We start from the raw sequence: 26,282 nt of genomic DNA, 5'->3' as shown, positions 1-26,282 counted from the left end.
ATCAATCTTGGGTTGGGAGGCACGCTTGGGAGACGGGTTCGTCGCCGCGGGTACGCGCCAGGCGAGCGCAGGCGAACTCGATCTGCGCCGCGACGGCGATCGGCCAGGTCCGGACGCTGCCGTCGGAGCAGCCCGCCGCGAGCAGCTGATCGTCTGGCGAGAAGCGAAGGGTGCTGACGGCGTGGCCATTGCAGCCCGTGGCGGCGTGGTCGAGCGCGCGCCCGCTCGCGTCCCACAGCGCGATCACACCGTCGTGTTTGTCGCCCGCCGCGATCAGGGCGCCGCTCGAGGCGATCGCCACCGACTCGATCTCCCTTCCGACCATGGCGTCGCTGGCCAGGACCTGGGGACGCTCGAGATCGTCGAGCGTCCAGACCACGACGGTCGCGTCGCTGCCCCCACTCACGAGCTTGCTCCCGCTCGCGTCGAAGGCCAGGCTGGTCACGTGTTGGTGGTGGTCCGCCAGCCGAAGCGGTGAGCTTGCCCCGCCAGACGCCGGGAACTGCCAGAGCCCGAGCGCGCCGTCGTCCCCGCCGATCGCGAGCTGGGTTCCGTCGTTGGAGAGCTCCAGGGTGCGCGCGCGCATGCCCGTGGGCCCCTCGAGGACCGCCCGCTGTTGGGTGATGTCCCAGACCACGAACGCGCCGTCGCCCGGACACAGCAGCGCCAGCAGGGTCGAGCTTGGCGTGATCGCGGCAGACCGCGAGGCGCACCCTGCTGGGGTCGCGGCCGCGCTCGGCTCTGCGTTCGCGCCAAGCGCCCACCGAAGCAGCGCTCCCTGATCGGAGTAGGCCAAGATCTGGGTGCCGTCGGCCGAGAAGCCCAGCGCGCTCACCCAGCCGTGGTGTTGCAGCTTGCGTGGAAGATCATCGGTGGATCCAATGGACCACACATGCGCGCTGCCGGCAGAGCTGCCGGACGCGAGCTGTCGGGGATCTACCGGGGAGAAGCGCAGCGCCTTGACCCCCTGATAGTGAGGCGCTGGATCTTTCCACCAGTCGCGGGCGTCGAGGGCCAAGTGCACGAGGCTGCCGTCTTCGAACCCCGCCACGATCTCGTCGCTGCGCGGGGTGAAGGACAGCGCCGACAGCTTGCCGTTCAGACCCACGCGCGCGACCCGTTCGCAGGTGCCTGGATCCCACAGCTGCAGATCATGGTCGAGACCGATCACGACGAACCAGCGACTGTCAGGCGCGAACATGGTTGGCGCGGCGGGGTCGACCTCGTCGATCGTGCACAGCGGATGCAGGGTGCTGTCGCCAATCAGCACGCTGTTCTTGGACTGAAGCGTTGCGAGCATCGACCCGTCGGGCGCGTAGGTCACGAACTTGAGGGCCTTGCCGTCATTGGGAAAGTTCAGCTTGACGGCCGTGGCCTCCTCGCCCGTCGTGAGATCCCAGGTTCGTGTGAAGTTGTCGTCTGCGGTGGTCGCCACGTATCGCCCGTCGGGCGAGATCGCGAAGTCGCGCAGGTAGCTGGGGACCGCCACGCGATCGAGCACAGCGTCGGACCGCATCGCTCGAATCACGACTTCGCTGCCGGACTGGGTGCTGGTTGCGTGGGCCAGGGTGTCGTCGCCGGCCGTGATGCCGGTCGCCCTGTGCTGGGTTTGTGCCGCCCACAGCTGCTCGCCGCTCACGGCATCGTGTGCGCTCACGCGCTTCTTCGTCTGGCGCAGCGCGAGCTGGCGGCTACTTGTTGAGAAGCTGGGTTCCAGTCCTTGCAGCGACACGCCGGTTGGGCTGCCCACGCTGTCTGTCAGCGTCGTCCGGCCATTTGCGCCGGACAGCGCGACGAGCTTGCCGTTTGGCGCAAACACAATGTGGCGGACCGAATCGGTGAGGCCCTCGAGCATGTGGTGCTGGTGAGCTTCGAGGTCCCAGCGGTCGACGCTGCCGTCGGCCCTTCCGGCCCAGACCTCGCGCCGATCCGGGCTGACGCCCAGTGCTGTCACGCCGTGGCCGGTGGGCGGGGTACGGCCAACCACCCCGAGCACGACCTCGCAGCTGGTGGCGCGCCGCAACAGCTCGCGCATCTGCGGGGAGTCGTCTGTCTGGGCGTCGAGCGTGCCCAACAGCGCTTCTTTGCATCGGCCGTCGGCCAGCAGCTGCGCGAGCTCGTCGCGGCGTCGCTTGCGTTGGGTGTCCAGCTCTCGATTGCCAAGTTGTTCCTCGGTCGTCGCAAGCGTCGAGCGGGTGGTGTGAAGCTCGGCCTCGCGCTGCTGGGTGAGCGCGGCTTGGCGCCGAATTTCGTGGTCCACGATGACGCCCACGATCACCAGAACTGCGGCGACTGCAGCCCACCCGGCCGCGCGAAGCCACGCCGCGCGGGTCATCGCGCGTTGAAATTCGCGTTGGTTCGACGCGTCGCGGCCGTGTGGCCGTGCCTGCCGCAGCGACTGTCGCTCGGGGCCGCGGGGCAGGCTGCGCCGAGGTCGACCCTGGGCGATCCAGTCCTCGCTTCGGCGCGCGAGCGCCTCGTCGCGCGCGAGCTGGGCTTGATGCGCCGCGATCCATCCCCGCAGGCAGTCCCACTCGCGCAGCAGCGCCTCGTGAACCAGATCGACGAGCGCCGCTTGCCCCTCGCGTCGGGCGACCAGCAAGCGTGGGCCGGCGCTACCGCACAGCACACCCAGCAGCAGCTCCCCCTTCGCGCCACCACCGGCGAGCTCGAGGGCTTCGGCGCGGGGCAAGGTCCGCCCAACCAGGCGCCCGCCATCGAGCTTGACCATGGCGAGCAACAGCGTCTTGACGCACGCGCGCTGCTTGGCATCGAGCGCGGTCAGCAAGGCATCGGCGCTGCGGCTGAGCGCTCCCGAGACGCCGCCAAGGGCCTCGTAGTTGGCGAAGGTGATCATCCCGCGGCTGAGCGCGTGGGTGTCCCACAGGCCGCGCATCACATGGGCGACCAAGGGCAGCGCCGCATCGTCGGTGCGCACGATGACGTCGGCGTTGGGGCGAGCGCTGCGGAGGTGTTGCTCTGCGTCGCTGGCGATCCGCTCGACGAGGTCGCCCTCGAAGCTGACACCGAGCTGGGCCGCGGGCTCGGAGATGGCCGCGCGCAGACCCACGCGGGAGATCGGGGCCAGCGCATGTCGCTCGCCACGCTCGTTGAGCAGGCGCGCGAACGGTGGCAGTGAGCTCGCCAGGAGGGCGGTGAAGTCCGCGCGCAGCGTCGTCACCAAATAGATGAGCTGCTGCTCGAGCAACGCCGTCAGACACGCGGAGAAGCGCGCGCCCTCGTCCGGTGACGCGAGCGTCACGATCTCTTCGAGTTGATCGACGACGACCAATACGCCGACCCCTGCTTCGGTCTTCGCTCGCACGAACTCGGCGACCCGCGCCGGGCTGTCGAGCTCATCGACGCGCGCTCGCTCGGTGTCCTGCACCTCCGCTCGCGCGGACGCCGAGACCAGCGCCTGAGCCAACGCCCGACATGGCGCTCGCCCGGGGCGCAGCTTGGCGATCTGCCAGCGCGTGGGCGTGCCCTCTGCGAAGCCCCTGCACAGCGCGGGGATCAGCCCCGCATGCACAAACGAGCTCTTGCCCACACCGCTCGAGCCTTCGATCGCCAGCCATCGTCGATGCCGTGAGGCGGGACCCCCGAGCCGCGCCGCCGCCTGGCTGACCTCGGCTCGGCGGCCGTGAAATACGCCCGCCAAGGCGTCATCGAAGGACGCCAAGCCGGGGTAGGGGCAGTCTGGCAGCCGCTGGCTTGGTGCGAGCTCGCGCGCTTGGCCGCTCGCGTCGAGGGCCTCGAGCACGGCCACCGGCTCCCCCACGATGACGTGCAGCCCCCGGCGCTCGAGCAGCGCGCGTTGCTCGATGCCGCAGCGCTCGACCACCACGAAGTGACTTGGCAGCTGCGCGTCGCCGCCAAGATCGATCGAAGAAAACAGCCGCTCGGCGAGCTCCTCTGCCGGGTCGAAGCCCACGAACAACAGGCAGTGAGCCTGGTACGCGCAGACGAGCAGCCTGCGCCGAAGCGAGCGCTCGCCAAACTCGGCGTCGAGCGCCGCGCGGGTCAGCACCCACGTCTCGGGAAATTCCAGCGCCCCGCACAGCTTGACGATCAGCTTGGTGCGGCGGGCCATGTCGGAGCGCGGCGACGCGAAGCTTGGCCATTGGTCCTCGAACGCGCGCTCGACCATGCGATCGATCCCGGTTGTATGGACGGCGCGCAGCTGATCACCCAGCGCCGCGATCGCCCGCGCCAGGTCCGGCACCGGCCGACCGCGATCCGCGAGCGCCCGCTCGACGACCCGCTCGAAGCGGGCGCCCAGCCGCCGCTGAAGGATCTCGAGGCTCTCGCTGATCCGGCCCGCAGCGATCCACTCGCGCAGCGCGACAAAGTCGAGCTCACGACCGGTCGCTTCGGCGTCGGCGAGCAGCTTGGTGGCCAGCTCCGCCATGCTCGGGAGCCCGGCGCTGCGCCCAAGCCCCGGACCCACGCAGATGATCAGCTCGCCCCGGTCGCGGGCCTCGAGCAGCTCGATCGGCACCTCGACGTCTGCGCGTGGATTCAAGCGGCACCGCCCGCTGGCGCGCGCGGTCGAGGATCGAGCTCGCAGCGGATCAGGGTTGCCGCCCACGCGCGCGCCAGCTCGGGACCGGTTCGAGGACGTGGCTGCGAAAGGTGCCCGCGCGTGCGTGCACGGCGGGGCCGCGGCTGATCGCTCGGAAGTTGGTGATCGTGTCCCCCGGGAACGAGATGCCCGACCATGATCGGGCGCTGGCTTGCCAGGATCACGATCGCCATGGGATGGGCTCGCTCCCCTCGCGCGCCCTTGGGCCAGCTCAGCTCGAGGCTTTGTCCCGGTTGATGTGGCTGCCAGCCGATCTGCATCGTCTCGCCACTGAGGAGCTCGCGGCCGTCAGGCTCGCTGGCGTCGAGCAGCTTCGGGCGGCCCGCGACGTCGATCATGAATGCAGACACAAACCATTCGCCGGGCTCGCTCGTCCGCGAGATTCGTACATACAAGCGATCGCCCACGTGCGCCCGGGGCATCTTCATATCTGTGAGGTCGCAGCAAGTGTTGCGACCCACCTCGGGTGCGTGGCGGCCCCAGCTCACCACAATTGGGCCCGCATCGCTGGGGGCGCGCGAGCGGGCCACACCAAGCAGCAATCGTGCGCGCGCCCAGTCCTCTAATTGCTCGACCGCGGCCGCGAGGCCCCGCGCATCATCGGCAAAGCAGGATCGCGTGAATTCATCGTTGGCGCTGCGGGTCTCCAGGGTTTCGTGGTGCACACACAGCACGTCAACCGCGGCACCCGTCTCGCCGTTGGCCACCACCAACCAGGGTGAGTTTCGCACAGCGGCCGCCAGCGTCGCGGGGCCGATGACGCGCACGGGTGTCCGCTGACGGACCCCCAGCAGGTGCGCGCTGGTGCCCGGCTTCGCCGCCACATCATCGCCAACCGGCTCGAGCAGCGCGCGGTTGAGATCCGTGGCCACGACCCGCAGGCGACCTTGCCACCGGGGTTGCAGATCGTCGTTGAGGGTCAGCCCAGCCAGGCCCCACTCATCACCGATCTGCACGCCTTGCAGCGCGCCCGCGCGAATGAAGCCACCGCGACCTCCCTCGCGTGGCACAAACCCGATCGTGCGGGGGAGCGGGGCTTCCCGGTCCGAGAACACCAGCCGCCGACGCGGTCCCGCCAAGCTCACCCATTGATCTTCGCAACCCAGGAGCCAGATCGCTTGCTCGCGGACCCGATGGACCACGGCGTCCCAAGTCAGGCGATCCACCCGCAGCGCCGCCTCGCGCACGACCTCGACAAACAGCTGGGTCAGGCGGCCAAGGTGACCGTCTGCCTGCGTGGTCGGAAAGGTCCGACGCAGCGAGGACGAGGCCGCCAAGCGAAGGATCCGGGGGTGACTTGGGGGGCGCGAGATCGGATCGAGCGGGGCGTCCCCGAGCTGCGAGGCCAGGTCGCGGAGCCAAGCGGGGGACGCACTCAGGGGCCAGATCGGCCCCCTGACCAGTCGCGCTGAATAGCAACAATCCAAGATCGCGCTGACATTGCCACAAATCCGATCGATCCTCGCCAAGCCAAGGGAGAGCTCAATATCGAGCACTGCCTCGAAGCTCCACGCGGGAGTGGGTCGGGCGGCCGTGATATAGAACACCGGGCGGCCGCCCAGCGGTGGATTCGCGTCGCCAATCTCGACGATGCCACCGTGCCCGGCGAAGTAGAACAGGCAACTATCGTCGGGCTCGATGCGCGCCTCGAGCTGCGCGAGCGCGGCGAGGATCCCCGCGCGCTGGGCCGACGCGGCTTCGACTCGCGTGATTGTCCAGCCCCCCAGATCGCGCAACAGCCCCTGCATTGCGGCAAGACTTGGACCTGGGCGAAATCGCTGCTCGGGGTGATCGTCCTCCACGCCGATCAACAACGCGTGCTTCATCAACCCCGATGTGACACGGCGGCCGAAGTTGTTTGAGCGGGCGCGCGCGCGAACACGTGAGCATGTTCACCCGCCCGCGCTGAACCAGACGTGGCCGAGCGCCACCTCTCATTGGCATGAGAAGGCGAAGCGAGCGGAGCGGAGCAGGCAAGTTCGGTTCCCCAATTACACGCGGTGATCGTAGAACCGACCCCATGCAGACCCCGCGCGACAGCATGAGCGGCGCCGCCGAGAGCACCATGCCGGCGGAGATCGCCGGGCTCGACGTCGAGGTCCAGGCGATGTTCGAGCGGGTCTGCACCCGCCTGGGTCTAGCGCCCGAGCGACCGCACACGATCGGCCGCTACCAGATCCGCGGATGGATCGCCAACGGCGGCATGGGTGAAGTCCACCACGCCTACGACATCGAGCTCGATCGCGAGGTTGCGATCAAGTTGGTCTTGCCGCGACCCATGAGCAACCTGGATCTGCTGCGCGAGCGACTGCGCCGCGAAGCCAAGCTGCTGGCCAAGCTCGATCACGCCAACGTCGTCACGGTCTACGACGCCGGGGTCGAGAACGGCCGGGTGTTCCTGGTCATGCAGCTGATCACGGGCGTCACCTTGCGCGAGCGGCAGGCACGCAAGGGCTGCACCCTGCGCGAGCGCCTGCGGCTCTACAGCGAGGCTGGACGGGGTCTGAGCTTCGCCCATGCCCGCGGGATCGTTCATCGCGACTTCAAGCCGGACAACGTGTTTGTGGGCGAGGACGACCACGCCCGCGTGGGCGACTTTGGGCTCGCGCACATGCTCGACGAGAGTGAAATACCCGGGGAGCCCAAGCCCGGCGAGCCGCGCAAGCTGTCGATGCGCGTGACGAGAACGGGTGAACTGCTGGGCACGCTTGGCTACATGGCGCCCGAGCAGCTCGATCGCCAGCGCGCCGACGCCCGCTCGGATCAGTACGCGTTTTGCGTGTCCCTGTGGGAGGGTGTCACCGGCGTGCGGCCCTTCGTTGGTGTCAACGCAAAGGCCCTGCTAGAAGCCATGGCCGGTGAGCCCCGGGGCGGCGAGTGGTTGCCGCGGCGGCTGCGTCGGGCGCTGCGTGTTGGGTTGGCGCTGCGGCCCGAAGATCGCCACGCCAGCATGGTCGAGCTGCTCGCGGCCCTCGATCGGGAGCTTGGCCGGCCCAAGCGATTGGTGCTCGCCGGCCTTGGAAGTGTGCTTGGCGCGGCCGCGATCGCAGGTCTGCTGTTTGGATGGTTTGGCCTTCGCGCGGCCAACCCAGAGTGTGAGCTCGCCGATGAGATCGCGGCATTGCCCGCCGGCCCCCATTGGTCGGCGCTGAGCGAGCACACCTCACCCGGGACGTCCGCCCACTTCGAGCGCTACATTCGCGAGCTCGAGAATGGCGCGCGCGAGGCGTGTCTCACCAATAACCTCTCGCTCGAACAGCAGGTCAAGACCCAGTTTCGCACCCTCGCGCTGACCATTGAAGCCATACCCAACTACACCCATGAGCAGATTGGGCAATTCATCGATGAGTTCGAAGATGCGCTCGCGTCGAGGCCGAGCCAGCCCTTGACCCCCGAGATGGCCACCTTCGTCGAGCAGACGTTGGCGCCGCTCGAGGTCAACCTGAGCCCAGATCATGTTCGGCGGGCCGCGACCAAGGGCCTCGACGAGCTAGCCCGAACGAACGTCGACCGGGCCGAGATCTTGCTGCATCGCGGTCGCGCCAATTCATGGCTTGGCGACTACGCCGACGCCGTCGCTGACTTCAAGCAGGCCCGCAGGTACGCCACCGCCGGCCTAGATGAGGATCGTGAGCTGCGGGCCAACATCGGCGCGGCCAAGACCACGATCATGCGGCGCAGCGAGCACCTCGAAGCCGGCGCCGAGCTGCTCGAGCTCGTCGAAGATCAGCTCTGGGCGTTCCGTGAGCCGCTGCTGAGTGTCCGACGCGCCGACTTTGTCGAGCTCTCGGCCACGCTCGCGCGTCACCAGGGGCGTCTAGATCAAGCCCTGTCGCTGCAGCGCCGGGTGGTCTTGCGTCACGCAGTGTTCTCTTCTGCCTACGAGCTCGTTCCTGCGCTGGTCAACCTTGGCAACATCAACACGGATCGGGGCGAGATCTCGGCCGCCGAGCGGAGCTACCGGCTGGCCCTCACTCTCGACCGCGACGACGCCGAAGCTTGCTTTGGTCTTGGGTTGCTGCTCGTCAACGAAGATCAGCGGCCCGACGAAGCCCGCGAGCTGCTCGGCCGTGTGCTCGCCACTGAAGGACATGATCTGCACGTGGCCGCGGCGTACGTCCTGCTGGAGCTCGAGATCTACGCGGAAGAATCCACCGCGTTGGTTCAGCGCCGGGACCAGCTGATTGCTCTGCTTCGCTCCGATCGCCCGCGCGCAGCCATGGTCGAGCGCGAGGGGTGGGTGTTTGCGACCCTTGGTTTTGCGGCTCAGGGCGAGTTTGGTCCACAGTTCGAGGACGCGCTGCGTCAGATCCCCGCCCCCGACGGCGAGCGCGAGCAGTTCGCGTTTGCGCAGCTCGAGTTGGCGATTGCGGAATTCGCCGCTAGCAAGGCCCAGCCCGCCGTTGCCACCCGGTTTGCTGCGAGCGCGCTGACGCGGCTGCAGCAGCTGCCCCATTCGCCTGCGCGGGCACAATCAGAGAAAACCGCGCTCGAGCTGCGGGGTTCACCCGATTCACCCGATTCCAGCACCAACACCAACGCCCGCACGGGCACGACCGAATGAGAGAGCACGCTTCACAATGACCGATCCATTGTTTGTAACCGGTGAGGACCCCCTCAACCTCGATGGCACCCTCGACACCAGCCCCGCGCTGCAGCTGCTTCACGGCAGCGACAGCCTCGCCAGCTATGATCAGGCGCTCCACGCCGAGCACGAAGATCTCGACGATCCATCCGGGGTCATTCGCGTCAAGCTGAAGGACTTCGCCAGCGGTGGCGACAACTGGGAGATCACCGCCGCGCACACCAACGCCGCCGGAACGATCACCTGGACGCGCGGCACCGACCACGCCTACTACGACTTTGGCCCGATGACCTCCGAGCAAGAGGTGGACGTCACGGCGACCAGCGACGCTTCGCCGCCCGCGACCAAGCAGCGGACCATCCGCATCAAGGCCTCGCCGATCGACGCGCAGCCCGATCGGCCTCGACGCTGAGTCTGGGCTGTGGTCGGGGCTCCTTCGGCGTGTTAGAAGCGCCCCGATGGACCCCGACCTCGAGTTGTTCCAGCGCTGGTGCAACGGTGACGACGCCGCGGCGAAACAGCTCGTCGCGCGCTACTTCAACGATCTGCGCGTGTATTTCGCCCGGCGGCTGTCCGAGCTCGACCAGGAGGATCTCGTACAAGAGGTGTTCATGCGCTTGGTCGCGGCCCGCGACCGATTCGAGCGGCGCTCGACGGTGCGCACCTTTATCTACAGCATTGCGAAGAACGTATATTACGAGTCGCTGCGCAAGCTACATCGGCCCAATGGCACATTTGATCCAATCTCCGAGTCGCTCGCGGCCGTGAGCGGTCGGACGCAGTCCTCGATCCTGGCCCAAAACGAGGCCGAGCAGCTGATGCTCGACGCGCTGGAGAGCGTGCCAAGCGAGCGGCAAGAGCTCATCGAGCTTCACTACTTTCACGATCTGGCGTTCAAAGAATTGGCGGACCTGTTCGAGATCCCGGTTGGCACCGTCAAGTCCAGGATGAGCGCGGCGCGGGACGCCTTGCTCGCGAAATTCATGGAGCTGCTTGGACCTGACGGGGGCATGTGGACAGACGAAAAGCTCGCCCACGGGCTGGCCTCGGTCAGCGTGGCGGTCAAGCAGGGCCGTCGGCGCGGCTAGTCCCGAATCAAGCGCTGCGCGCTCGACTCGGGCCGACTATGTCTTCAAGGGGGCTTTCGAAAGCCCCCTCGCTTCGGCGGCGGAGCCCCCTTCGCTCACCCAACGCTCGCCTGTCGGCTAGTGGCCTCGAGGGCGACTTCGTCAACGGTCGGCTGATCGACGAGGTGACCCGCAAGGCGTGGCTGCTACACTGCCACGATGCCGTTGCCCTTCGAGGACCGGGTTGGCCTGACCCCCGACCAGCTCGAGAGGCTCGAGGCCGTCCTCGCTGGGCACCACATGCTGCAGGACGTCGTTCGCTGGCGCATGGTCAGCGACATCATCACGCAAGACGAGTACTCGCTCGACGTGATCGTGGCCTGGGATGACGGCCTGTTCTTGGTCTACGACACGACCTGACTGGGCGGGCTCACGGCGGTCGCCGTGTGGGACCATGTGCCGAGCGCCGACGCCCTGCTCGACGCCCGGCTCGCCCGCGGCTGGCTGCCCACGCCCACTGCCACGCGTGATGGCGATGTGATCATGGGCCACGCGGCCTGTCGATTCCCGCCCAAGTCCACCTGAGTCCAGTCGCGCGGAGGCCACGAGACCTGGGACCCGGCCAATCTGGCCACGCCAAGTGCGGTCGAGGCGTGACCGACGTCGCCCGCCGAGCGATCACGACGCTGTGTGTTTTTGGCAGCGCGGACAGTAGTAGGTCGAGCGGGCCAGCCGACCCTGGCGGCGCATCTCGATCGACTTACCGCACTCTCGGCAGGGTCGACCGCTGCGCTTGTAGACCCACAGCCGCGCGCGGCCCTCGAACCGCGTGCGCCGGGGACCGCCGCGATTGAGGTTGAGGCGCATCAGGTCGCGCGCGCGCTCGAGCAGCGCGCGCAGCTCGGCGGCCTCGAGCGCGGCGACGGGCGCGAACGGGTCGCGGCGGTCGAGGAACAGCAGCTCGGACTTGTAGACGTTGCCGATCCCGGCGACCGCGGACTGACGCATGATGGCGTCGCCGAGCGCGACCTCACCGAGCGCGCGCAGGCGGGCGACGGCCTCGTCGAGGTCGGCGCCGGGATCGAGGAGATCGGGGCCGAGCTGGGCCAGCATGCGGCTGCGCAGCAAGCCTTGGGGACCGAGGAACTTCAGGATCTCGGGTTGGCGGCAGATCGCCGCGTGGGTCTGGGTGTGCAGGGCCAGCGACGGGCGCGGGCCCGAGCCAAGCGCGACGTTGCCCGCCGGGCGGATCGACCAGCGCCCGTTCATGCCCAAGTGGGTCCAGATAGCGACCGGCAGCTGATCCGCGCGGCGGGCAATCTCGCCCTCGGCCGCGAGGGCCACCAGTGGCGCGCAGTGGATCAGCAGGTTCTTGCCGCGGGCTTCGACGCGAACCACACGACGGCCGGCGATCTGCCAGTCGTCGACGGCCGCGAGCTCGCAGGTACAGGCGATGAGCGTCTGGCCGTCGAGCACCGGTCGCAGGGCCGCCGCGATGCGGTGGATCGTGTCGCCTTCGGGCACGGCGACCGTGCTCTAGCACGCGCGACGGTGAGAACCAGTTCCGGCTGTCCGCGCCGCGACGCGGCTCAGCTCGGGCACATGGGGTCTGCGGGCCGGCCGAGGGCGCGCCCAGGCGGCGGGCACACCGCCAGACAAAGCTCCAGACAAAGCCCCAGGCAAACCCATAGTGGGCCCGGTACAGCTCCGTGAAGCGGCTCCGAGCATTCCTGCCACGCCGATTCGCCCCAGACAAGTCGAGGGGCAGGGCACGGTGAGCCGTGGAGCAACTGTCAGCGGGCGGGCGGAGGTGTTCGGGGGTCGGAAAGGGTGATGATCCTGGGAGCCGCTGCTAGACTCGCGGGTATGGCTTGGTCTTCGATCATTTGGACATCTCCGCTGGTGGTCGTGATCGTCAGCGGTTGCATGCTCGACAACCCTGCGTTCGACGAGTCGCGCCAGACCGCGGCGGACGAGGGCGACGAGAGTGGTTTGACCGACCCTGAAGCTGGGGATGGTGTTGGGGAGACCGGGACTGGCGACGGTGATGGCGATGGCGGGACTGGCGATGGTGATGGTGACACCGATACCGGCGACGGTGATGGCGATGGCGATACTGGTGACGGTGATGCCGACACGGGCGACGGTGACCCCGGCGTCCAGTGTGATGGCCTCGGAGCGGAGATCTGCGGGCAGACCGGCGGCTGCGCGCTGAAGATCTACACACACCTCGAATACAGCAACAACAACACGGTGTGCCTGGGCGAGACGTTCTTCGAGGGCTGTGTCACCGTAGGCGAGTGTATTGTGGTCGAAGGGCCGTTTTGGTGTAACGACGAGCTGGAGGAGTTCATCGCGGTCCCGGAGATGGGCTGCCAGCCGAATGTTGTCGCTAACCTAGACCTCATGATTTGTGAGCCGCCGGGGAACACCCTCGAACCTTGCTGATCCGCGCGCGGGCGCGCCCGTCTTTCTGCTAGTTGCGCGCTACTTCCACGTACGTGGGCAGAGCAGGATCACTCTAATCTGCTTATGAATCTAGCAAGACCCGCGAACTCAGTAAATCAATTCGAACAACCTCGTCGTCATGCTCGAGTGCGACATTTTGGAGAGCGAACGCTAAAAAATTTATCGCCTGTGAGAGATCAGTGGCATCAGCCACTGGGCGACAAGATGCTCCGTCGTCGAAGGTGAGCGACCAAGACCGTGGGTTCATTGTCGGGCCCCCGCCGAGTGTTGAGTGACGCGAAAACCCTCGGGTGCTAGCCTACACCCCCCCATGCCCTACCGAGCCTGGTTCTCCTGCGTCGCCGGCTGCGCCGGCCAGCACCCGCTGTCTCAGGTCATCTACCGCTGCCCAACCTGCGCCGGCCTGCTCGAGGTCATCCACGACGAGCAAGCCCTCGCCAAGCGCTCACCGGCCGCGTGGATGCAGCTGTTCGACCAGCGCTTCCTACGAACCAGCTGGCCCTACGGCAGCGGCGTGTGGGGCAAGAAGGAGTGGGTCCAACCCATGCTCAGCGCCGACAACGTGGTCTCGCTGTTCGAGGGCGGCAGCAACCTGTTCTGGGCCGAGCGCTACGGCGCGCAGCTCGGCGTCCCGGACTTGTGGATCAAGCAGTGCGGCACCAGCCACACCGGCTCGTTCAAGGACCTCGGCATGACCGTGCTGGTGTCCACGGTCAAGCAGATGCGCGCCGACGGTGCGCCGATCCGCGCGGTCGCGTGCGCCTCCACGGGTGACACCTCGGCGGCGCTGGCGGCCTACGGTGCGGCGGCCGGGATCCCGGTGATCGTGTTGCTGCCCGCCAACAAGATCACGGCCGCGCAGCTGGTCCAGCCGATCGCCAACGGGGCGCTGGTCGTCAGCCTGGACACGGACTTCGACGGCTGCATGCGGGTCGTGCAGCGCTTGACCGACACCGACAAGGGCGACAGCGGGATCTACCTGGCCAACTCGATGAACTCGCTGCGGGTCGAGGGCCAAAAGACGATCGCGCTCGAGATTGTCCAGCAGTTCGACTGGGAGGTGCCCGACTGGGTGCTCGTCCCCGGCGGCAACCTTGGCAACATCTCGGCGATCGCCAAGGGCTTCATGGAGATGCAGCGGCTGGGCATGATCTCGACCCCGCCGCGCTTGGTCTGCTGCCAGGCCCAGGCCGCCAACCCGCTGTACCTCGCCTATGAGCGGGCCCGCGCCGCCAACCGTGAGCTGCAGCTGGGCGACTTCGAGGCCGTGAGCGCGCAGCCAACCTTGGCCTCGGCGATCCAGATCGGCAACCCGGTGAGCTTGTCCAAGGCCGTCAAGGCGATCGTTCAGACCAACGGGATCGTGCTGCAAGCCAGCGAAGCGCAGCTGGCGAACGCGAGCGCGCGGGCCGATCGAACGGGCTTGTTCTCGTGCCCGCACACCGGGGTCGCGCTGGCTTGCCTCGAGCAATTGATCGAAGCGGGGACGATCCATCGCGACGATCGCGTGGTCGTGGTCTCGACCGCCCACGGGCTCAAGTTCACCGAGTTCAAGACCGGCTACCACGAGCAGCGCTTGGACTTCGACAGCCGCTACGCGAACCGGCCCGTCTCGATCACCAGCGATCCCGAGCAAGCCGTTGGCGAGCTGCACCGACTACTCGACCAACACGACTCACTCGCTGGGCTCGGCTGACGGCTCTTCGGGCTCGGCTGACGGCTCGTCGGGCTCGGCTGACGGCTCGTCGGGCGCGTGGCAGCGCAGCCCGGCCGGCGGGTCGGGGAGATCTCGCGTCGCCGTGAACCCAGCCGCGATCTCGCGGGTGGTCTCCGCCCGCTCACCCGGATCCGGGTGGGTCGACAGCACCGCAAACCCCTTGCGCATGCTCTCGGGCATGGCCTCGTACTCTTCTTCGAGGCGCTCGAAGAAGGTCGCCATGCCGATCGGGTCCACGCCCGCCGCCATCAACAGCGCACGGCCGCCGTCGTCGGCGTCGCGCTCTTGATCCCGGCTGTGTGCCTGACCGACCAGGCCCTCCGCTGCGTAGGCGATCGTCTCGAGCCCCGTGCCGCCGAACACCAGCGAGAGCACGGTCACCGCACCGAGGCGGCGCATGACCGCTCGCATGCCGTGGCGGTGCGTCACGTGGGTCATCTCATGCGCGAGCACGGCAGCGATCTCTTCACCGTTCTCTGCAGCCTCGAGCAGGCCCATGTTCACGGTCACGTATCCGCCAGGCAGCGCGAAGGCGTTGATCTCTTCGGACTCGACGACCACGAAGTGGAATTCGAACTCGCTGTTCGCCTCGTCGACCAGCGGTTGGGCCAGCTCTTCGACGTAAGCCAGCGGACCAGGATCTGTGCAGTGAGTCGCGGCCGGAGCCACTTCTTCCCAGCTGCTCTCGCCGAGCTCTTCGTCGACGCTGACCGGCACGAAACCGACCATGCGCGGCGGGAGCACCCACATGACCAGCCACAAGAACACGCCGATCCCCAGCAGCGCGAGCAGGCCGTTGCGCCATAGCTTCTTGCTGTTCTTTTTCTCGCCAAAGCCCCCCTGATGCTGCTGAGCGGTCATGGCTGGTGGCGGGGGAGGGGGCGGCGGGGTGTAGCTGCTGCCCCCCGCGTCGCCGCTCGAAAACGCTGGCGGAGCCTGGCCGTGAGTTGGGGGCTGCGCGTAGGGCTGTTGCTGCTGCGCGTAGGGCTGTTGCTGAGCGTAGGGCTGTTGCTGCTGCGCGTAGGGCTGTTGCTGCTGCGCGTAGGGCTGTTGCTGCTGCGCGTAGGGCTGTTGCTGCTGCGCGTAGGGCTGTTGCTGCTGCGCGTAGGGCTGTTGCTGCTGCGCGTAGGGCTGTTGCTGCTGCGCGTAGGGCTGTTGCTGCTGCGCGTAGGGCTGTTGCTGCTGCGCGTAGGGCTGTTGCTGAGCGTAGGGCTGTTGCTGCTGCGCGTAGGGCTGTTGCTGCTGCGCGTAGGGCTGTTGCTGCTGCGCGTAGGGCTGTTGCTGAGCGTAGGGCTGTTGCTGCTGCGCGTAGGGCTGCTGTTGTGGAGCAGCATGGGGCTGAGCGTACGCTGGCTGCTGCGGAGCAGTGTGATGCGTTGGCGTGGGGTGAGCCGCATCAGGCCCGCGCGGCCCAACGTACCCCCCAGCCGACGCCGGAGCAGCGCCCGGTCCCTGAAGGTAGGGATTGGAAGGAATCCACGCGCCCTGTGAGCCCGGAGGTGGCTCGGGACGCGTGGGGTCACTCGGATGTCCTGGTGAACCCACTTGCGGCAGCCCCACCGAATATCCGATTGTTTGCCCCGTCCTGCAACCCGCCGCGGGCTCCGCCGGCGGTTTGCACTCGCTTTTCCCTTTCCCACCCCCGACTTTTCCCGCTCACCCTCGCTGCGCAGTCACGCGCAGTCACGCGATCTCGCGCCAACTCGCGCGCCTCTCGGAGAGCTCATGCAGCACCAAATCGAATTCGGGCCGTCCTTCGCATGGTTGAAGGTCCAGCTCGCTCCCAACGAAATGATCCAAGCCGAGGCTGGGGCCATGGTTCGCCAGACCCCTGGCCTGCAAATGGACACCCGCCTCAACGCCGGCCGCAACGCCGGCTTCTTTGCGAAGTTCAAGGCGTTCTTCGCGGCCATCGCCCGCAAGTTCCTTGGCGGCGAGACCATGTTCGTCAACGACTTCCACGGCCCTCAAGGTGGTGAAGTCGTGCTCGCGCCGTCGCTGTCTGGGCACATCATGCACCAGCAGCTCGACGGCAACCGCACCCTGTTCATCCAGGCCAGCGGCTATCTCGCCAGCACCGGCAATGTCGACACCAAGCTGCGCTTCGGCGGGCTCAAGTCGATGATCGGCGGCGAGGGCTTGGTCCTGCAAGAGTGCAAGGGTACCGGGGACGTGTTCATCAACAGCTACGGCGGCATCACAGAGATCCCCGTCAACGGCTCGTTCATCGTCGACACCGGCCACATCGTCGCGTTTGACGGCAACATGAACTTCAAGCTCAAGGGTGTGTCCGGCGGGCTCAAGTCGTTCTTCTTCTCCGGTGAGGGGCTCGTCTGCGAGTTCACGGGTCAAGGTCGGGTCTGGATTCAGTCTCGCAACCTCGGCGCCCTCGTCGGCTGGATCACCCCTCACCTGCGCTAACGGAGGACGACCCAAATGGAATTTCAGATCCTGTATCGGCCGGCTCACTCGCTGGCGATGTGTCAACTCAACCCCAACGAGACCGTGCGCGCCGAAGCTGGCGCGATGGTCTCGATGACCCGCAATATCAACGTCGTCGCGGCGGCGAAGAACCCCAACGAGGGCGGGCTCAAGCGCCTGTTCAAGGGGCTCAAGCGGATGGCGCTTGGCGGTGAGTCGTTCTTCACGAACACCTACACGGCCATGGACCAGCCGGGCCACGTCAGCTTCGCGCCTTCACTGACCGGCGACATGGTCGTCCATCAGTGCCAGGGCGAGCAGCTGGTCATCCAAGGCAGCAGCTACGTCGCGGCGCCCGACAGCGTCACGATCGACACCGCCTTTCAGGGCTTCAAGGGCTTCTTCTCGGGCGAGTCGCTGTTCTTCTTGACCGCGACCGGTCACGGGCCCGTGCTCATGAACGCGTTCGGAGCGATCGAGACCATCGACCTCAACGGCGAGATGATCGTCGACACCGGCCACATCGTGGCGTTCACCGCCGGCATCCAGTACTCGGTCGTCAAGGCGTCCAAGGGCTTGATCTCGAGCTACCTGTCAGGCGAGGGCCTGGTCCTCAAGATGCAAGGCCAGGGGCGCATGTACGTCCAGAGCCGCAACCCCAACGAGTACGGCTCGACCGTCGGCGGCATGCTGCCCCCGCGCGAGAACTGATCGAAAGGACTACGAGCCATGCAACACCAGCTCATCGATACTCCCGACTTCGGGATGCTCCAAGTCACCTTCGACCAGCCCGGCGAGGTCATCGTCGCCGAGTCCGGCGCGATGGTAGCCATGGACAGCGGCATCGACATGAAGACCAGCATGCGAGGTGGCCTGCTGGCCGCCGCCAAGCGCAAGCTGCTCGGTGGCGAGTCGCTGTTCCAGAACACCTTCACCGCCGGTGGGGCAGGCCAGCGCCTGTACCTCGCCCCCGGTCCCGAGGGTGATCTCCGCGCCATGAACCTGCAGGCGGGCCAGAGCTTCTTCCTTCAAAGTGGCGCCTATGTGGCCCACGTTGGGGATCAGCTCAACCTCGACACCAAGTTTGGCGGCGTCAAAGGCTTCTTCGGCGGCGCCGGCTTCTTCATGCTTCGGGTGACCGGGCCCGGCACCGTGTACTACTGCGCCTACGGGGCGCTGCACGAGATCGACGTCCCGCCCGAGGGCTACACGATCGACAACGAGCACCTCGTCGGCTTCACCGAGGGCCTGCAGTACAACGTCCGCAAGTTTGGCGGCATGCGTGGGCTGTTCTTCTCGGGCGAAGGCCTGGTCTGCGACTTCTCCGGCCAGGGGAAGATCTACCTGCAGACCCGCAACGCTGGGGCGCTCGCGGCGTTCCTGCACCCGTTCCGCCCGGTCCAATCCAAGGGCTGAGCCAGCCAGCTGGCACACGCAAGAGCGGCCGTCCCCAGGATCTGGGGCCGGCCGTTCTTGTTTTCAGCGCGGGCGAGGGCTTCTCGCCCGCTTGCGGCGAGCTCTTGGTCTTACTTCCGGGCTACGAGCCGGAGCGGCTGAAGGTCGTGCGGCTGCGCAGTCGCTCTTGGACCTCGGCCAGCCGGGTCTGGATCTCGTCGTTGGTCTCGCGCACCAGCGCGCCAGAGGCACTGATCGCGTCGGGCGAGACCGCGGTCAGCAGCGGGGTCGAGTGACCGCTGGCGGCGGTCTCGTCTGCGGTGACCGTACCGAAGCGGTCGCGCAGGGCCGTGATCTTGGTCCGGGCGCCGAGCCGCTCCGTCCGCTCGTAGCCAACGAACTCGCAGGCGTTGTGGAGCTCGCCCCACCGAAACGACTTGATGTTGGTGCCGAGCCACGAGGCCGCCTTGGCCAGCGCCGCGTTGTGCCGGGCTTCGGTCACGACCGCGACGGCGAGGGCCTGATCACGCATCTGCTTGTTGGCCCGCCGCCACTGTTGATTGTTGGGCGCGGTCGCACCCCAGGCGCAGATCATCAAGCTCTCGGTGGTCGGTCGGGCGACAGCCTCGAGCCATTGATCCCACAGCTTGTCCTGGAACGGGACGTCCGCCTCCATATAAGTCACGAGGCACCGTCCCACTTGGAGCCACCGAAGCTCGCGTTTGCCCTCAAACGTGACTTTGTTGGCCATGGAAGACACACTACTCGTCTTCGTGGCGATTGCTAGGGGTCGCTCGCGCCGCCAATTGTAATATGTTAATAGTGGCACCCGGTGAGTGTGGCGTTTCGGGACAGCGCGTCGACTGGGTCTAAATGACCACTGTGGCGGTCTGGAACATACGAAATACGGCGTTCTATGGGGGCATGGCGGTCATTCTCGCGACTGGGAGGAGCTGATCATGAGTGTCGTGAATAGTGAGTGCTACTTGTGGGACAGCGTGCGCTAAATTGAACATTGGAAGGAGCGATTGCCGCGATGCTCGATATCGAACGTGATCTCGAGGCGCGCGGCGGGCGGACTTCACCGCGCCGCCGCGCATCTCCGCGACCGTTCGCAGAGTCGGCTACCCTCCCGCCAACCGATGCCAAAGCCCCCCAAGTCAGCCCCCGCGAGTCCCCAGCCGAGGTCGCGGCTCGGCCGCGTGCGGTCACGTGTGCGAAGCGGCGTGCGGCGGCTGCAGGCTTCAGCGCACAACGTCCAGGAAATGGTCGAGTTCGGCCGGCTCGCGGATCCATGGGGCTCGCCCTACGAGATCGTTCACGCCAGTCAACACCATCGTCTGCGTCGCTATGCGAGCGTCGATCCAGCGCCTGGTGAGCGCGCGGCACCACGCGAGCCCGCGAGCGCGGTGCTGCTGGTGCCGCCGTTGATGGTCACCTCCGAGGTCTACGACGTCGCGCCGGATGTGTCGGCCGTGGCCGCGCTGACCAGCGCAGGTCTGGATGTGTGGCTCGTCGACTTTGGTGCGCCCGAGCGCGAAGACGGCGGGCTCGAGCGGACCTTGGATGATCACGTGCTCGCGGTTGACGACGCGATCGCACGGATCGCCACGACGACGGGTCGACCGCTGCACTTGGTCGGCTACTCGCAGGGGGGAATGTTCTGCTACGTGGCCGCAGCCTACCGCCGCTGCCAGGACGTCGCCTCGCTGGTGACCTTTGGCAGCCCGGTCGACATCCACCGCAACCTTCCGGCCGTTGACGCGGCGCTGGGTGGCCGGGTGATCGGAGCGGCGCGCCGGGCCGTCGCCAAGCCGCTCGCGGGGCTCGACGCGCTCCCAGGGGTGCTGACCGCGACGGGCTTCAAGGCCCTGTCACTGCGCAAAGAGCTGCAGCAGATCAGCGAGTTCCTGGCCAAGCTCCACGACCGCGACGCGCTGATCAAGCGCGAGAGTCGGCGTCGGTTTCTAGGTGGCGAGGGCTTCGTGGCGTGGCCGGGTCCGGCGTTGCGTACCTTCATCGACGAGTTCATCGTGGCCAACCGGATGAGCGCGGGCGGGGTCGTGATCGCCGGGCGGACCGCGAGCTTGGCCGAGCTCACGGTCCCGATCTTGTGCTTCTACGGCGAGCGCGACGACATCGCGCGGGCGGCCTCGGTCCTCGCGATCGTCGAGGCCGCGCCGCAAGCGGAAGTTCATCAGATCCCGCTTCCGGCGGGTCACTTTGGCTTGGTGGTGGGCTCGACGGCGACCCAGCGGACCTGGCCCACGGTGTGCGAGTGGGTCGCGTGGCGCGACCACGACGGTCCGCGACCACGGCTGCTCCCTGCGCCAGCTTCGAGCCAGACCAGCCGTGAAGTCGAGGACGGCTACGACGAGATCGAGGGCCTCGAGATCGAGGCGGACTTCGAGCCGATCGTCGACATCATGGGTGACGCCGTGGGCTCGCTGGTTGGCTCGGTCAAGGACGCGGTCGACCAAGGCAGCCGCGAGCTCGGCGAGGCGATCGACGACTTCCGCTACCAGCTCCCGCGGCTGCGCAAGCTCGAGCGACTCGACGCGAAGACCCGCGTCAGCCTGGGCCTCGAGCTGTCGGATCGGGCCGCGCGACACCCCGATCGAACCTTCTTCTTGTGGGAGGGGCGGGCGTTCTCGTATGCCGAGGCCGACCGTCGGGTCGACGCGATCGTTCGCGGGCTGATCTCTCGGGGTATCGAGCCACGCGCGCGCGTTGGCGTGCTCATGCATGGGCGGCCCAGCTACCTCTCGGTCGTGGCGGCGATCAACCGGCTGGGGGCGGTCGCGGTGTTGTTCAAGCCGGTGTCCGTTGGCTCGCCAGCTGACGGGGACCCAAGCGGAGCGGAGCATCAGTCTGCGGTCGAAGTATTGCGCACCGCGGTCGCGGGCGCTGGGCTGGTCGCGTTGATCGCGGATCCGCTCAACGTCGCCGACGCGATCGCGGCTTGGCCTGGCGAGCAGCCGGTCCTCGTGCTTGGTGGTGGCCGCCGCGATCCGGCGCGTCCGTTGCCGAGCGCGTGCCTGGACATGGAGCTGATCGATCCAGATCTGGTCCCGCTCCCCGACTGGTACGTACCCAACCCCGGGCGCGCCGCCGATGTTGCGATGACGATCGTGACCGCGCGCGCGTGGTCACCCCCGCGTGAAGCCAACATCAGCAATGGTCGCTGGGCGGTCTCGGCCTACGGGGCCGCGGCGACCTGCTTGCTGTCCAGTCGTGACACGGTCTACTGCGTGCTGCCCCTGCATCACGTCGCGGGCGCGCTGGTGGCGGTTGGCGGGGCGTTGGTTGGGCGGGCGCGCTTGGCTCTGGCGCGCAGCTTCGACGTTGCCAGGTTCTGGCCAGAGGTCCGGCGCTATGGCGCGACGGTCGTGTTTTATGCCGGCGAGATGTGTCGGGCGCTGATCAACGCCCCGCCCTCGGCCTCCGAGCGCAACCACTCGCTGCGCTTGCTGGCTGGCTCGGGCATGCGCGCGCAGCTGTGGCGCGATCTCGTCGAGCGGTTTGGACCGATCGACATCCGCGAATTTTATGCTTCGACCGAGGGCAACCTGGTGCTCGCCAACGTCACCGGTAAACGTGGGGCGCTGGGGCGGCCGCTGCCTGGCACCGACGAGATCGCAACCGTCGCGTATGACTTCGCGCGCCGCGACTTCGAGCGCGACGCCCAAGGGCACGCGCGTCGGTGCCGGGTCGGCGAGGCGGGGTTGCTGATCGCCAAGGTTGGGCCCACGCACCCAAGTCACGGCAAGCAGGGCAAGGCCGGAACGGACGCGGTCGCAACCTTCGAGCGCGGGGTATTTGGCGGCCGGCGCACCACCTGGTTCGTGACCGGTGACATCGTTCGCTGCGACAGCGACGGCGACTACTGGTACGTCGATCGCAGCAGCCACCTGATCCGCGGGCCCCATGGTTGGATCGCCAGCCGCCAGGTCGAGGACGCGCTGTTCGAGCTCCCAGGCCTGGATTTCGCGGTGGTCTACGGGCTCGACCGGGCCCGGCTCGAGCCACGACTGCGCGAGCGCGTGGGGGTTGAGGTCGAAGGTGCAACCCAGGTCGTCGTGGCCACGGTGATCGTCTCGGAGCCGGAACGCTTCGATCCCGAGCCGCTCGCTGCCCGCGTCGCCACGCTGCGCCCCGAGCAGCGGCCAAGCCTGGTGTTGCTGCGCACTCGCGTACCGCTGACCGATGGGTTTCGCCCGCTCAAGACCCCGCTGGTGGCGGCGGGCGTCAACGCGGAGGACCCCGCGCTGCTGATCTGGGACGCCGAGCAGTCACGCTACGTGGGCCGCGAGTAGCCGCGCCGCCGACCCGGCGCTATATACTCTGGCCAGCCGTCTCCATGCCGACGATCTTCGTGTTCTTGCTGGACCTGCTGCTGACGGCACTCGCCGTCGAGGCTGCAGGCTGGATCGTTCGGCTTGGCTTTCACCCCGACGCGACCTTGGGTCTGCAGGGCACGACCGTGGCCGCGAGCGCGGCGATGTTCACCGCCGCGCTGGGCTGCTACCTGACCGGGCTCCACGCGCCCTCGCTGCTGCTGCAGCGCAAGCAGATCGTCGCTCGGGTCGGGCTGGTCAGCGTGGGCGCAGGGCTCGCGACCTTGGTCGTCGCGTATTTCGTCTGGTATCAGCCGATCGGCCGGACCGGGCTGGTGTTGATCGGCGGGCTGACCTTCGTCGTGCTCACGAGCTGGCGGCTGTTGTACGCGCGCTTCATCGCCAAGGGCCCGCGGATCCCGATCCTCGTGCTGGGTCGCGGTCCGGTCGAGCGTCGGTTTGCCGGGCGGCTCAACGCCGTCGCCCACACCCGCTACGAGATCCGTGGGTTCGTCGAGGGCGGCGAGCTCGCGACCGAGCTGCCACCCGAGAGCAGCGCGGTCGTGCTTGGTGAGCCGATCCCCGACGGGCCCGAGCCACCCGTGCTCGGTGCGCTCGAAGATGTCATCGAGATCTGCCAGCGCGAGCAGATCGCCCACGCCGTGATCGTTGGGGTCTCGGGTCTGAGCGAGGCGCAGGTCCGGGCGATGTCACGGCTGCAGGCCCACGGGATCCGGGTTCGGACCGCGGCGATCATGTGGATGAACGTGGCCTTGCAAGTGCCGATCGACATGGTCGACGCGCGCTGGGTGCTCAACACCTTCGAGCAGCTCGATCGCCCGGTCGTGCTCGCCGCCAAGCGCTTGCTGGATCTGTTCGTTGCTGGCGTCGGCCTGCTGTTGTTCGCCGCGATGTTTCCCGCGCTGTGGCTGATCCAGCGGATCGACTCGCCGGGTCCGTTCTTCTACAGCCAGGATCGGGTTGGCGTCGCCGGCCAGGTGTTTCGCGTGCACAAGATCCGAACCATGCGCGTGGCCGAGCGCGAAGAGCAGCGCTGGGCCAGCCAGGCCGACGACCGCACCACCGCTTTTAGTCGGCTGCTGCGAAGGTCGCGGATCGACGAGTTCCCGCAGTTTTGGAATGTCGTGCGGGGCGAGATGTCGCTGGTCGGCCCGCGCCCAGAGCAGCCGAAGATCGTCGAGGAGCTCGAGCGCAAGATCCCCTACTTCGGTTATCGGCACCTGGTGAAGCCGGGCATCACCGGGTGGGCGCAGATCCACCAGGGCTACGCCGCGTCGGTCGACGAGTCGGCCGTGAAGCTCTCGTTCGATCTTTATTACGTCGGGCGGCTGAGCATCTTGATGGACCTCGACATCATGCTGCGCACTGCGTTCGTGATGGTCGCCCGGATCGGCAGTAGGTGAACATTTTGCGTTACGACTACATTCGTAGTTGACAGCCCGACATCCGTAGTACTACACCTGTCGTCGTGGAGCAGCTCAGCGATGTCCAGCTCGCGTTCATGCGCGCGCTGTGGGCCCAGCCCGGTTCCAGCGTCACGCAGGTCAAGGACTTCTTGGCCATGGAGGGGCGGGATCTCGCCCCGACCACGGTGGCGACGCAACTTGGCCGGCTGGAAAAGAAGGGCCTCGTCGATCACGGCGTCGACGGGCGGGTGTTCTTGTATCGGGCCAGCGTGTCCGAGCAGGAAGTTCAGCGCTCGGTGCTCGCGCGCGTGACCGATGGGCTGTTTGGCGGGGACATGACCGCGCTGGTCCATCAGCTGCTCGAGCACGACGAAGTGAGCGCGGCCGACCTCGCCGAGGTCAAGCGCCTGATCGAAGCCAAAGAAGCACAGGAGGCACCATGAACATCACCTTGGTCTTGAGTTGGATGCTGACCTACCTGATCCACAGCACGATCTTGGTGCTCGCGGTGTGGTTGATCTGTCGGGGGATCCGGCCGCTCGCCCAGCGCATCGGGCCCAGCGGTGAGAACCTGGGCTGGAAGCTGGCGCTGGTCGGGGGCCTGGTGACCGCGACGGTGCAGGTCGCTGCGGGGGTGACCCCGGCTCTTGGCGCGCTGCAGCTCGAGACCGGGCCCAAGCTGGTCGAGCGCGCGGCACCGGCTCCGGCCCGGTCCCCGCAACCCGCCGCGCAGCTGGTCCCCGTTGGCCAACACGGCGAGTTCGTCGCGATGGGGGCGCGTCCGCTGCCCAGCGTGAGCGCGGCTCCGGTCGCCGCCGTCGAGCCCGTGGTCGAGCAGACCCCCGCGCCCGTGTGGCCCGTGTTGCTGTTGGTGGCGTGGCTGCTCGGCGTCGTGATCGCGCTGGTCCGGTTGGCGAGCTCGGTCCGCGGCCTGCGGCGGCGGCTCGCGGATCGCAGCGAAGTCCTCGAGGATCCGGTGCTCGAGGCGTTCTTGACCCTGTGCCGTGACGCCGAGGTCAACCGCAAGATCCGCCTGACCCAGTCGACGCGGATCGCCGCACCGATCGCGCTGTGGCGCAACGAGATCGTGATCCCCCGTCGGGCCGTGGAAGAGCTGTCGCCAGCGGCGATGCGCTCGGTGCTGGCCCACGAGCTCGCGCACCTCGAGCGTCGTGATCCGCACTGGCTCGCGCTCGCGGCCGTGCTCGAGGCGCTGTGCTTCTTCCAACCACTCAACCGCTTGGCGCGACGGGGCATGCAAGAGTCGGCCGAGCTCCTGTGCGACGACTGGGCGATCGCACACACCGGTGACGGCGTTGGGTTTGCCAAGTCGCTGGCGGAGGTTGCGAGCTGGACCCACGCGAATCGTTCGTCGTTGCTGCTGGCCGGGATGCTCAGCGGTGAGCGCCCGCTCGTCAGCCGGGTCAAGCGCGCGCTCGATGGGGATCCGCAGCGCTTCGACCCGGATGACGGCGCTCGCCCGACGCGGCTGCTGGTTGGGCTTGGCACCTTGTCGGCGCTGATCATGTTCGCGCCTGGGGCCGTCGACGCCAGCCCGCCCAAGCAGGCCGCCGCGGACAAAGACAAGCACGAGACCCGTGAAGACCGGCGGATCCGCAAGGCCCGGGATCAAGCCGAGCGCGACGCCGCCAAGGCCGAGGCCCGCGCGCGCAAGGCCCGGGAGCAGGCCGAGCGCGCCGAACAAGAAGCCGCCCGGCTCGAGCAAGAGGCCGCCCGGGCCCGCAGCCAGCTCGGTGGCGACGCCGCGCATGGCGGTCAGCACCTGATCATCCGCGACGGCAAGGACTACCTGATCATCGACGAGAACGGCCTGCGACTGCACAGCGACGAAGCGGACGTCGAGATCATCGATGGGAGCAACCCCAAGATGCGCGTGCGGGTGCACGAAGATGATCTGAACCTCGACTTCGACGTCGACCTCGAGACCTTGTCCGGCATGGCCGAGATGTTCGCGGGTGAGCTGTTCGGGCCGGACGGCATCAGTCCCGGCGAGCTCGAGTCGCTCGAGAATGACTGGGAAACGTGGGGGCATCAGCTCGAGCGTGAGCTCGAAGGGCAGTTTGAAGACGCGGCCCGGCAGCTGCTCGAGCACCAGCGTCGCCACCAGCAAGATCGGCCCGGCATGGCACCGACTCCACCAGCGCCGCCGCGTGTTCCCGCAGGGCCGGGCGCGGCCCCAACTCCGCCCACTCCGCCCTCGTCGCCGCATGCTCCCGCGGCGCCGGTCAAGCCGCCGCTGCCGCGTGGGTGGGCCCCAG

20 protein-coding genes are annotated in these 26,282 nt (G+C 67.6%); 15 read left to right on the top strand and 5 right to left on the bottom strand.

Features of this window, described 5'->3' with window-relative positions:
- Window position 1: 1 nt before the first annotated feature.
- Both DB30_RS35260 and DB30_RS35255 read right to left on the bottom strand, forming a co-directional pair.
- A complete protein-coding gene (locus tag DB30_RS35260) occupies window positions 2-4,525 on the bottom strand; it encodes an nSTAND1 domain-containing NTPase (protein WP_052557511.1) in 4,524 nt (1,507 codons plus the stop codon).
- Window positions 4,522-6,411, bottom strand: coding sequence for a caspase family protein (locus DB30_RS35255; RefSeq protein WP_052557509.1), 1,890 nt, complete (start codon window positions 6,409-6,411; stop codon window positions 4,522-4,524). Before DB30_RS35255 ends, DB30_RS35260 begins: the two co-directional genes overlap by 4 nt.
- A gap of 194 nt (window positions 6,412-6,605) precedes the next feature.
- Between DB30_RS35255 and DB30_RS35250 the strand changes: the two genes are divergently transcribed.
- From DB30_RS35250 to DB30_RS35230, 5 genes are all read left to right on the top strand, one after another.
- Window positions 6,606-9,149 carry a protein kinase domain-containing protein gene (locus DB30_RS35250; protein WP_052557505.1) on the top strand — a complete coding sequence of 848 codons (2,544 nt, stop codon included), beginning with the start codon at window positions 6,606-6,608 and terminating at the stop codon, window positions 9,147-9,149.
- A gap of 16 nt (window positions 9,150-9,165) precedes the next feature.
- On the top strand, window positions 9,166-9,582 hold the full coding sequence (locus tag DB30_RS35245; protein WP_052557501.1) for a hypothetical protein: 417 nt from the start codon (window positions 9,166-9,168) through the stop codon (window positions 9,580-9,582).
- Between the two features lie 46 nt (window positions 9,583-9,628).
- Complete coding sequence (locus DB30_RS35240) at window positions 9,629-10,258, top strand: RNA polymerase sigma factor (RefSeq protein ID WP_052557499.1); 630 nt, start codon at window positions 9,629-9,631, stop codon at window positions 10,256-10,258.
- Window positions 10,259-10,456: 198 nt separating this feature from the next.
- Window positions 10,457-10,657, top strand: a complete 201-nt coding sequence (locus DB30_RS35235) for a hypothetical protein (protein ID WP_052557497.1) — start codon at window positions 10,457-10,459, stop codon at window positions 10,655-10,657.
- A 24-nt stretch (window positions 10,658-10,681) separates the two neighbouring features.
- Window positions 10,682-10,822: a hypothetical protein gene (locus DB30_RS35230; RefSeq protein WP_153258459.1), complete on the top strand. Its 141-nt coding sequence runs from the start codon at window positions 10,682-10,684 to the stop codon at window positions 10,820-10,822.
- Between the two features lie 93 nt (window positions 10,823-10,915).
- Here the strand turns inward: DB30_RS35230 and DB30_RS35225 are convergent, their stop codons facing one another.
- On the bottom strand, window positions 10,916-11,761 hold the full coding sequence (locus DB30_RS35225) for a DNA-formamidopyrimidine glycosylase family protein (RefSeq protein WP_052557496.1): 846 nt from the start codon (window positions 11,759-11,761) through the stop codon (window positions 10,916-10,918).
- Window positions 11,762-12,103: 342 nt separating this feature from the next.
- Here DB30_RS35225 and DB30_RS35220 point away from each other — a divergent pair, with 342 nt between their 5' ends.
- Both DB30_RS35220 and thrC read left to right on the top strand, forming a co-directional pair.
- Entirely contained in the window at window positions 12,104-12,685 is a 582-nt protein-coding gene (locus DB30_RS35220; RefSeq protein ID WP_146662047.1) for a hypothetical protein, read from the top strand.
- Window positions 12,686-13,016: 331 nt separating this feature from the next.
- Window positions 13,017-14,402 carry a threonine synthase gene (gene thrC, locus DB30_RS35215; RefSeq protein ID WP_052557492.1) on the top strand — a complete coding sequence of 462 codons (1,386 nt, stop codon included), beginning with the start codon at window positions 13,017-13,019 and terminating at the stop codon, window positions 14,400-14,402.
- Here the strand turns inward: thrC and DB30_RS35210 are convergent.
- Window positions 14,382-15,284 carry a M48 family metallopeptidase gene (locus tag DB30_RS35210; protein WP_052557490.1) on the bottom strand — a complete coding sequence of 301 codons (903 nt, stop codon included), beginning with the start codon at window positions 15,282-15,284 and terminating at the stop codon, window positions 14,382-14,384. The two genes, thrC and DB30_RS35210, sit on opposite strands and share 21 nt — an antisense overlap.
- Window positions 15,285-15,365: 81 nt before the next feature.
- On the opposite strand from DB30_RS35210, the gene DB30_RS35205 reads away from it, so the two are divergent.
- The 4 genes from DB30_RS35205 (at window position 15,366) to DB30_RS35190 (ending at window position 18,260) form a co-directional block, all read left to right on the top strand.
- A complete protein-coding gene (locus DB30_RS35205) occupies window positions 15,366-15,914 on the top strand; it encodes a hypothetical protein (protein ID WP_052557488.1) in 549 nt (182 codons plus the stop codon).
- A 234-nt stretch (window positions 15,915-16,148) separates the two neighbouring features.
- Window positions 16,149-16,844 carry a TIGR00266 family protein gene (locus DB30_RS35200; protein WP_052557486.1) on the top strand — a complete coding sequence of 232 codons (696 nt, stop codon included), beginning with the start codon at window positions 16,149-16,151 and terminating at the stop codon, window positions 16,842-16,844.
- A gap of 15 nt (window positions 16,845-16,859) precedes the next feature.
- Window positions 16,860-17,555 carry a TIGR00266 family protein gene (locus DB30_RS35195; protein ID WP_052557484.1) on the top strand — a complete coding sequence of 232 codons (696 nt, stop codon included), beginning with the start codon at window positions 16,860-16,862 and terminating at the stop codon, window positions 17,553-17,555.
- An 18-nt stretch (window positions 17,556-17,573) separates the two neighbouring features.
- Window positions 17,574-18,260 carry a TIGR00266 family protein gene (locus tag DB30_RS35190; protein WP_052557482.1) on the top strand — a complete coding sequence of 229 codons (687 nt, stop codon included), beginning with the start codon at window positions 17,574-17,576 and terminating at the stop codon, window positions 18,258-18,260.
- 121 nt (window positions 18,261-18,381) lie between these two features.
- On the opposite strand, the gene DB30_RS35185 is transcribed toward DB30_RS35190, so the two are convergent.
- Entirely contained in the window at window positions 18,382-18,915 is a 534-nt protein-coding gene (locus DB30_RS35185; protein WP_052557480.1) for a hypothetical protein, read from the bottom strand.
- Between the two features lie 589 nt (window positions 18,916-19,504).
- On the opposite strand from DB30_RS35185, the gene DB30_RS35180 reads away from it, so the two are divergent.
- The 4 genes from DB30_RS35180 to DB30_RS35165 all read left to right on the top strand — a co-directional run.
- Window positions 19,505-22,555, top strand: a complete 3,051-nt coding sequence (locus DB30_RS35180; protein ID WP_165704090.1) for an alpha/beta fold hydrolase — start codon at window positions 19,505-19,507, stop codon at window positions 22,553-22,555.
- 44 nt (window positions 22,556-22,599) lie between these two features.
- Window positions 22,600-24,000: an exopolysaccharide biosynthesis polyprenyl glycosylphosphotransferase gene (locus DB30_RS35175; protein WP_052557476.1), complete on the top strand. Its 1,401-nt coding sequence runs from the start codon at window positions 22,600-22,602 to the stop codon at window positions 23,998-24,000.
- 65 nt (window positions 24,001-24,065) lie between these two features.
- Entirely contained in the window at window positions 24,066-24,446 is a 381-nt protein-coding gene (locus DB30_RS35170) for a BlaI/MecI/CopY family transcriptional regulator (RefSeq protein ID WP_052557474.1), read from the top strand.
- Window positions 24,443-26,282: M56 family metallopeptidase (locus DB30_RS35165; protein ID WP_146662039.1), on the top strand; the 1,840-nt coding region annotated here is incomplete at its 3' end. The genes DB30_RS35170 and DB30_RS35165, both read left to right, overlap by 4 nt.

The sequence above is a fragment of the Enhygromyxa salina genome, assembly GCF_000737335.2.
Lineage (GTDB): Bacteria > Myxococcota_A > Polyangia > Nannocystales > Nannocystaceae > Plesiocystis > Plesiocystis salina_C.
This window is presented reverse-complemented; position numbering and strand designations above follow the sequence as displayed.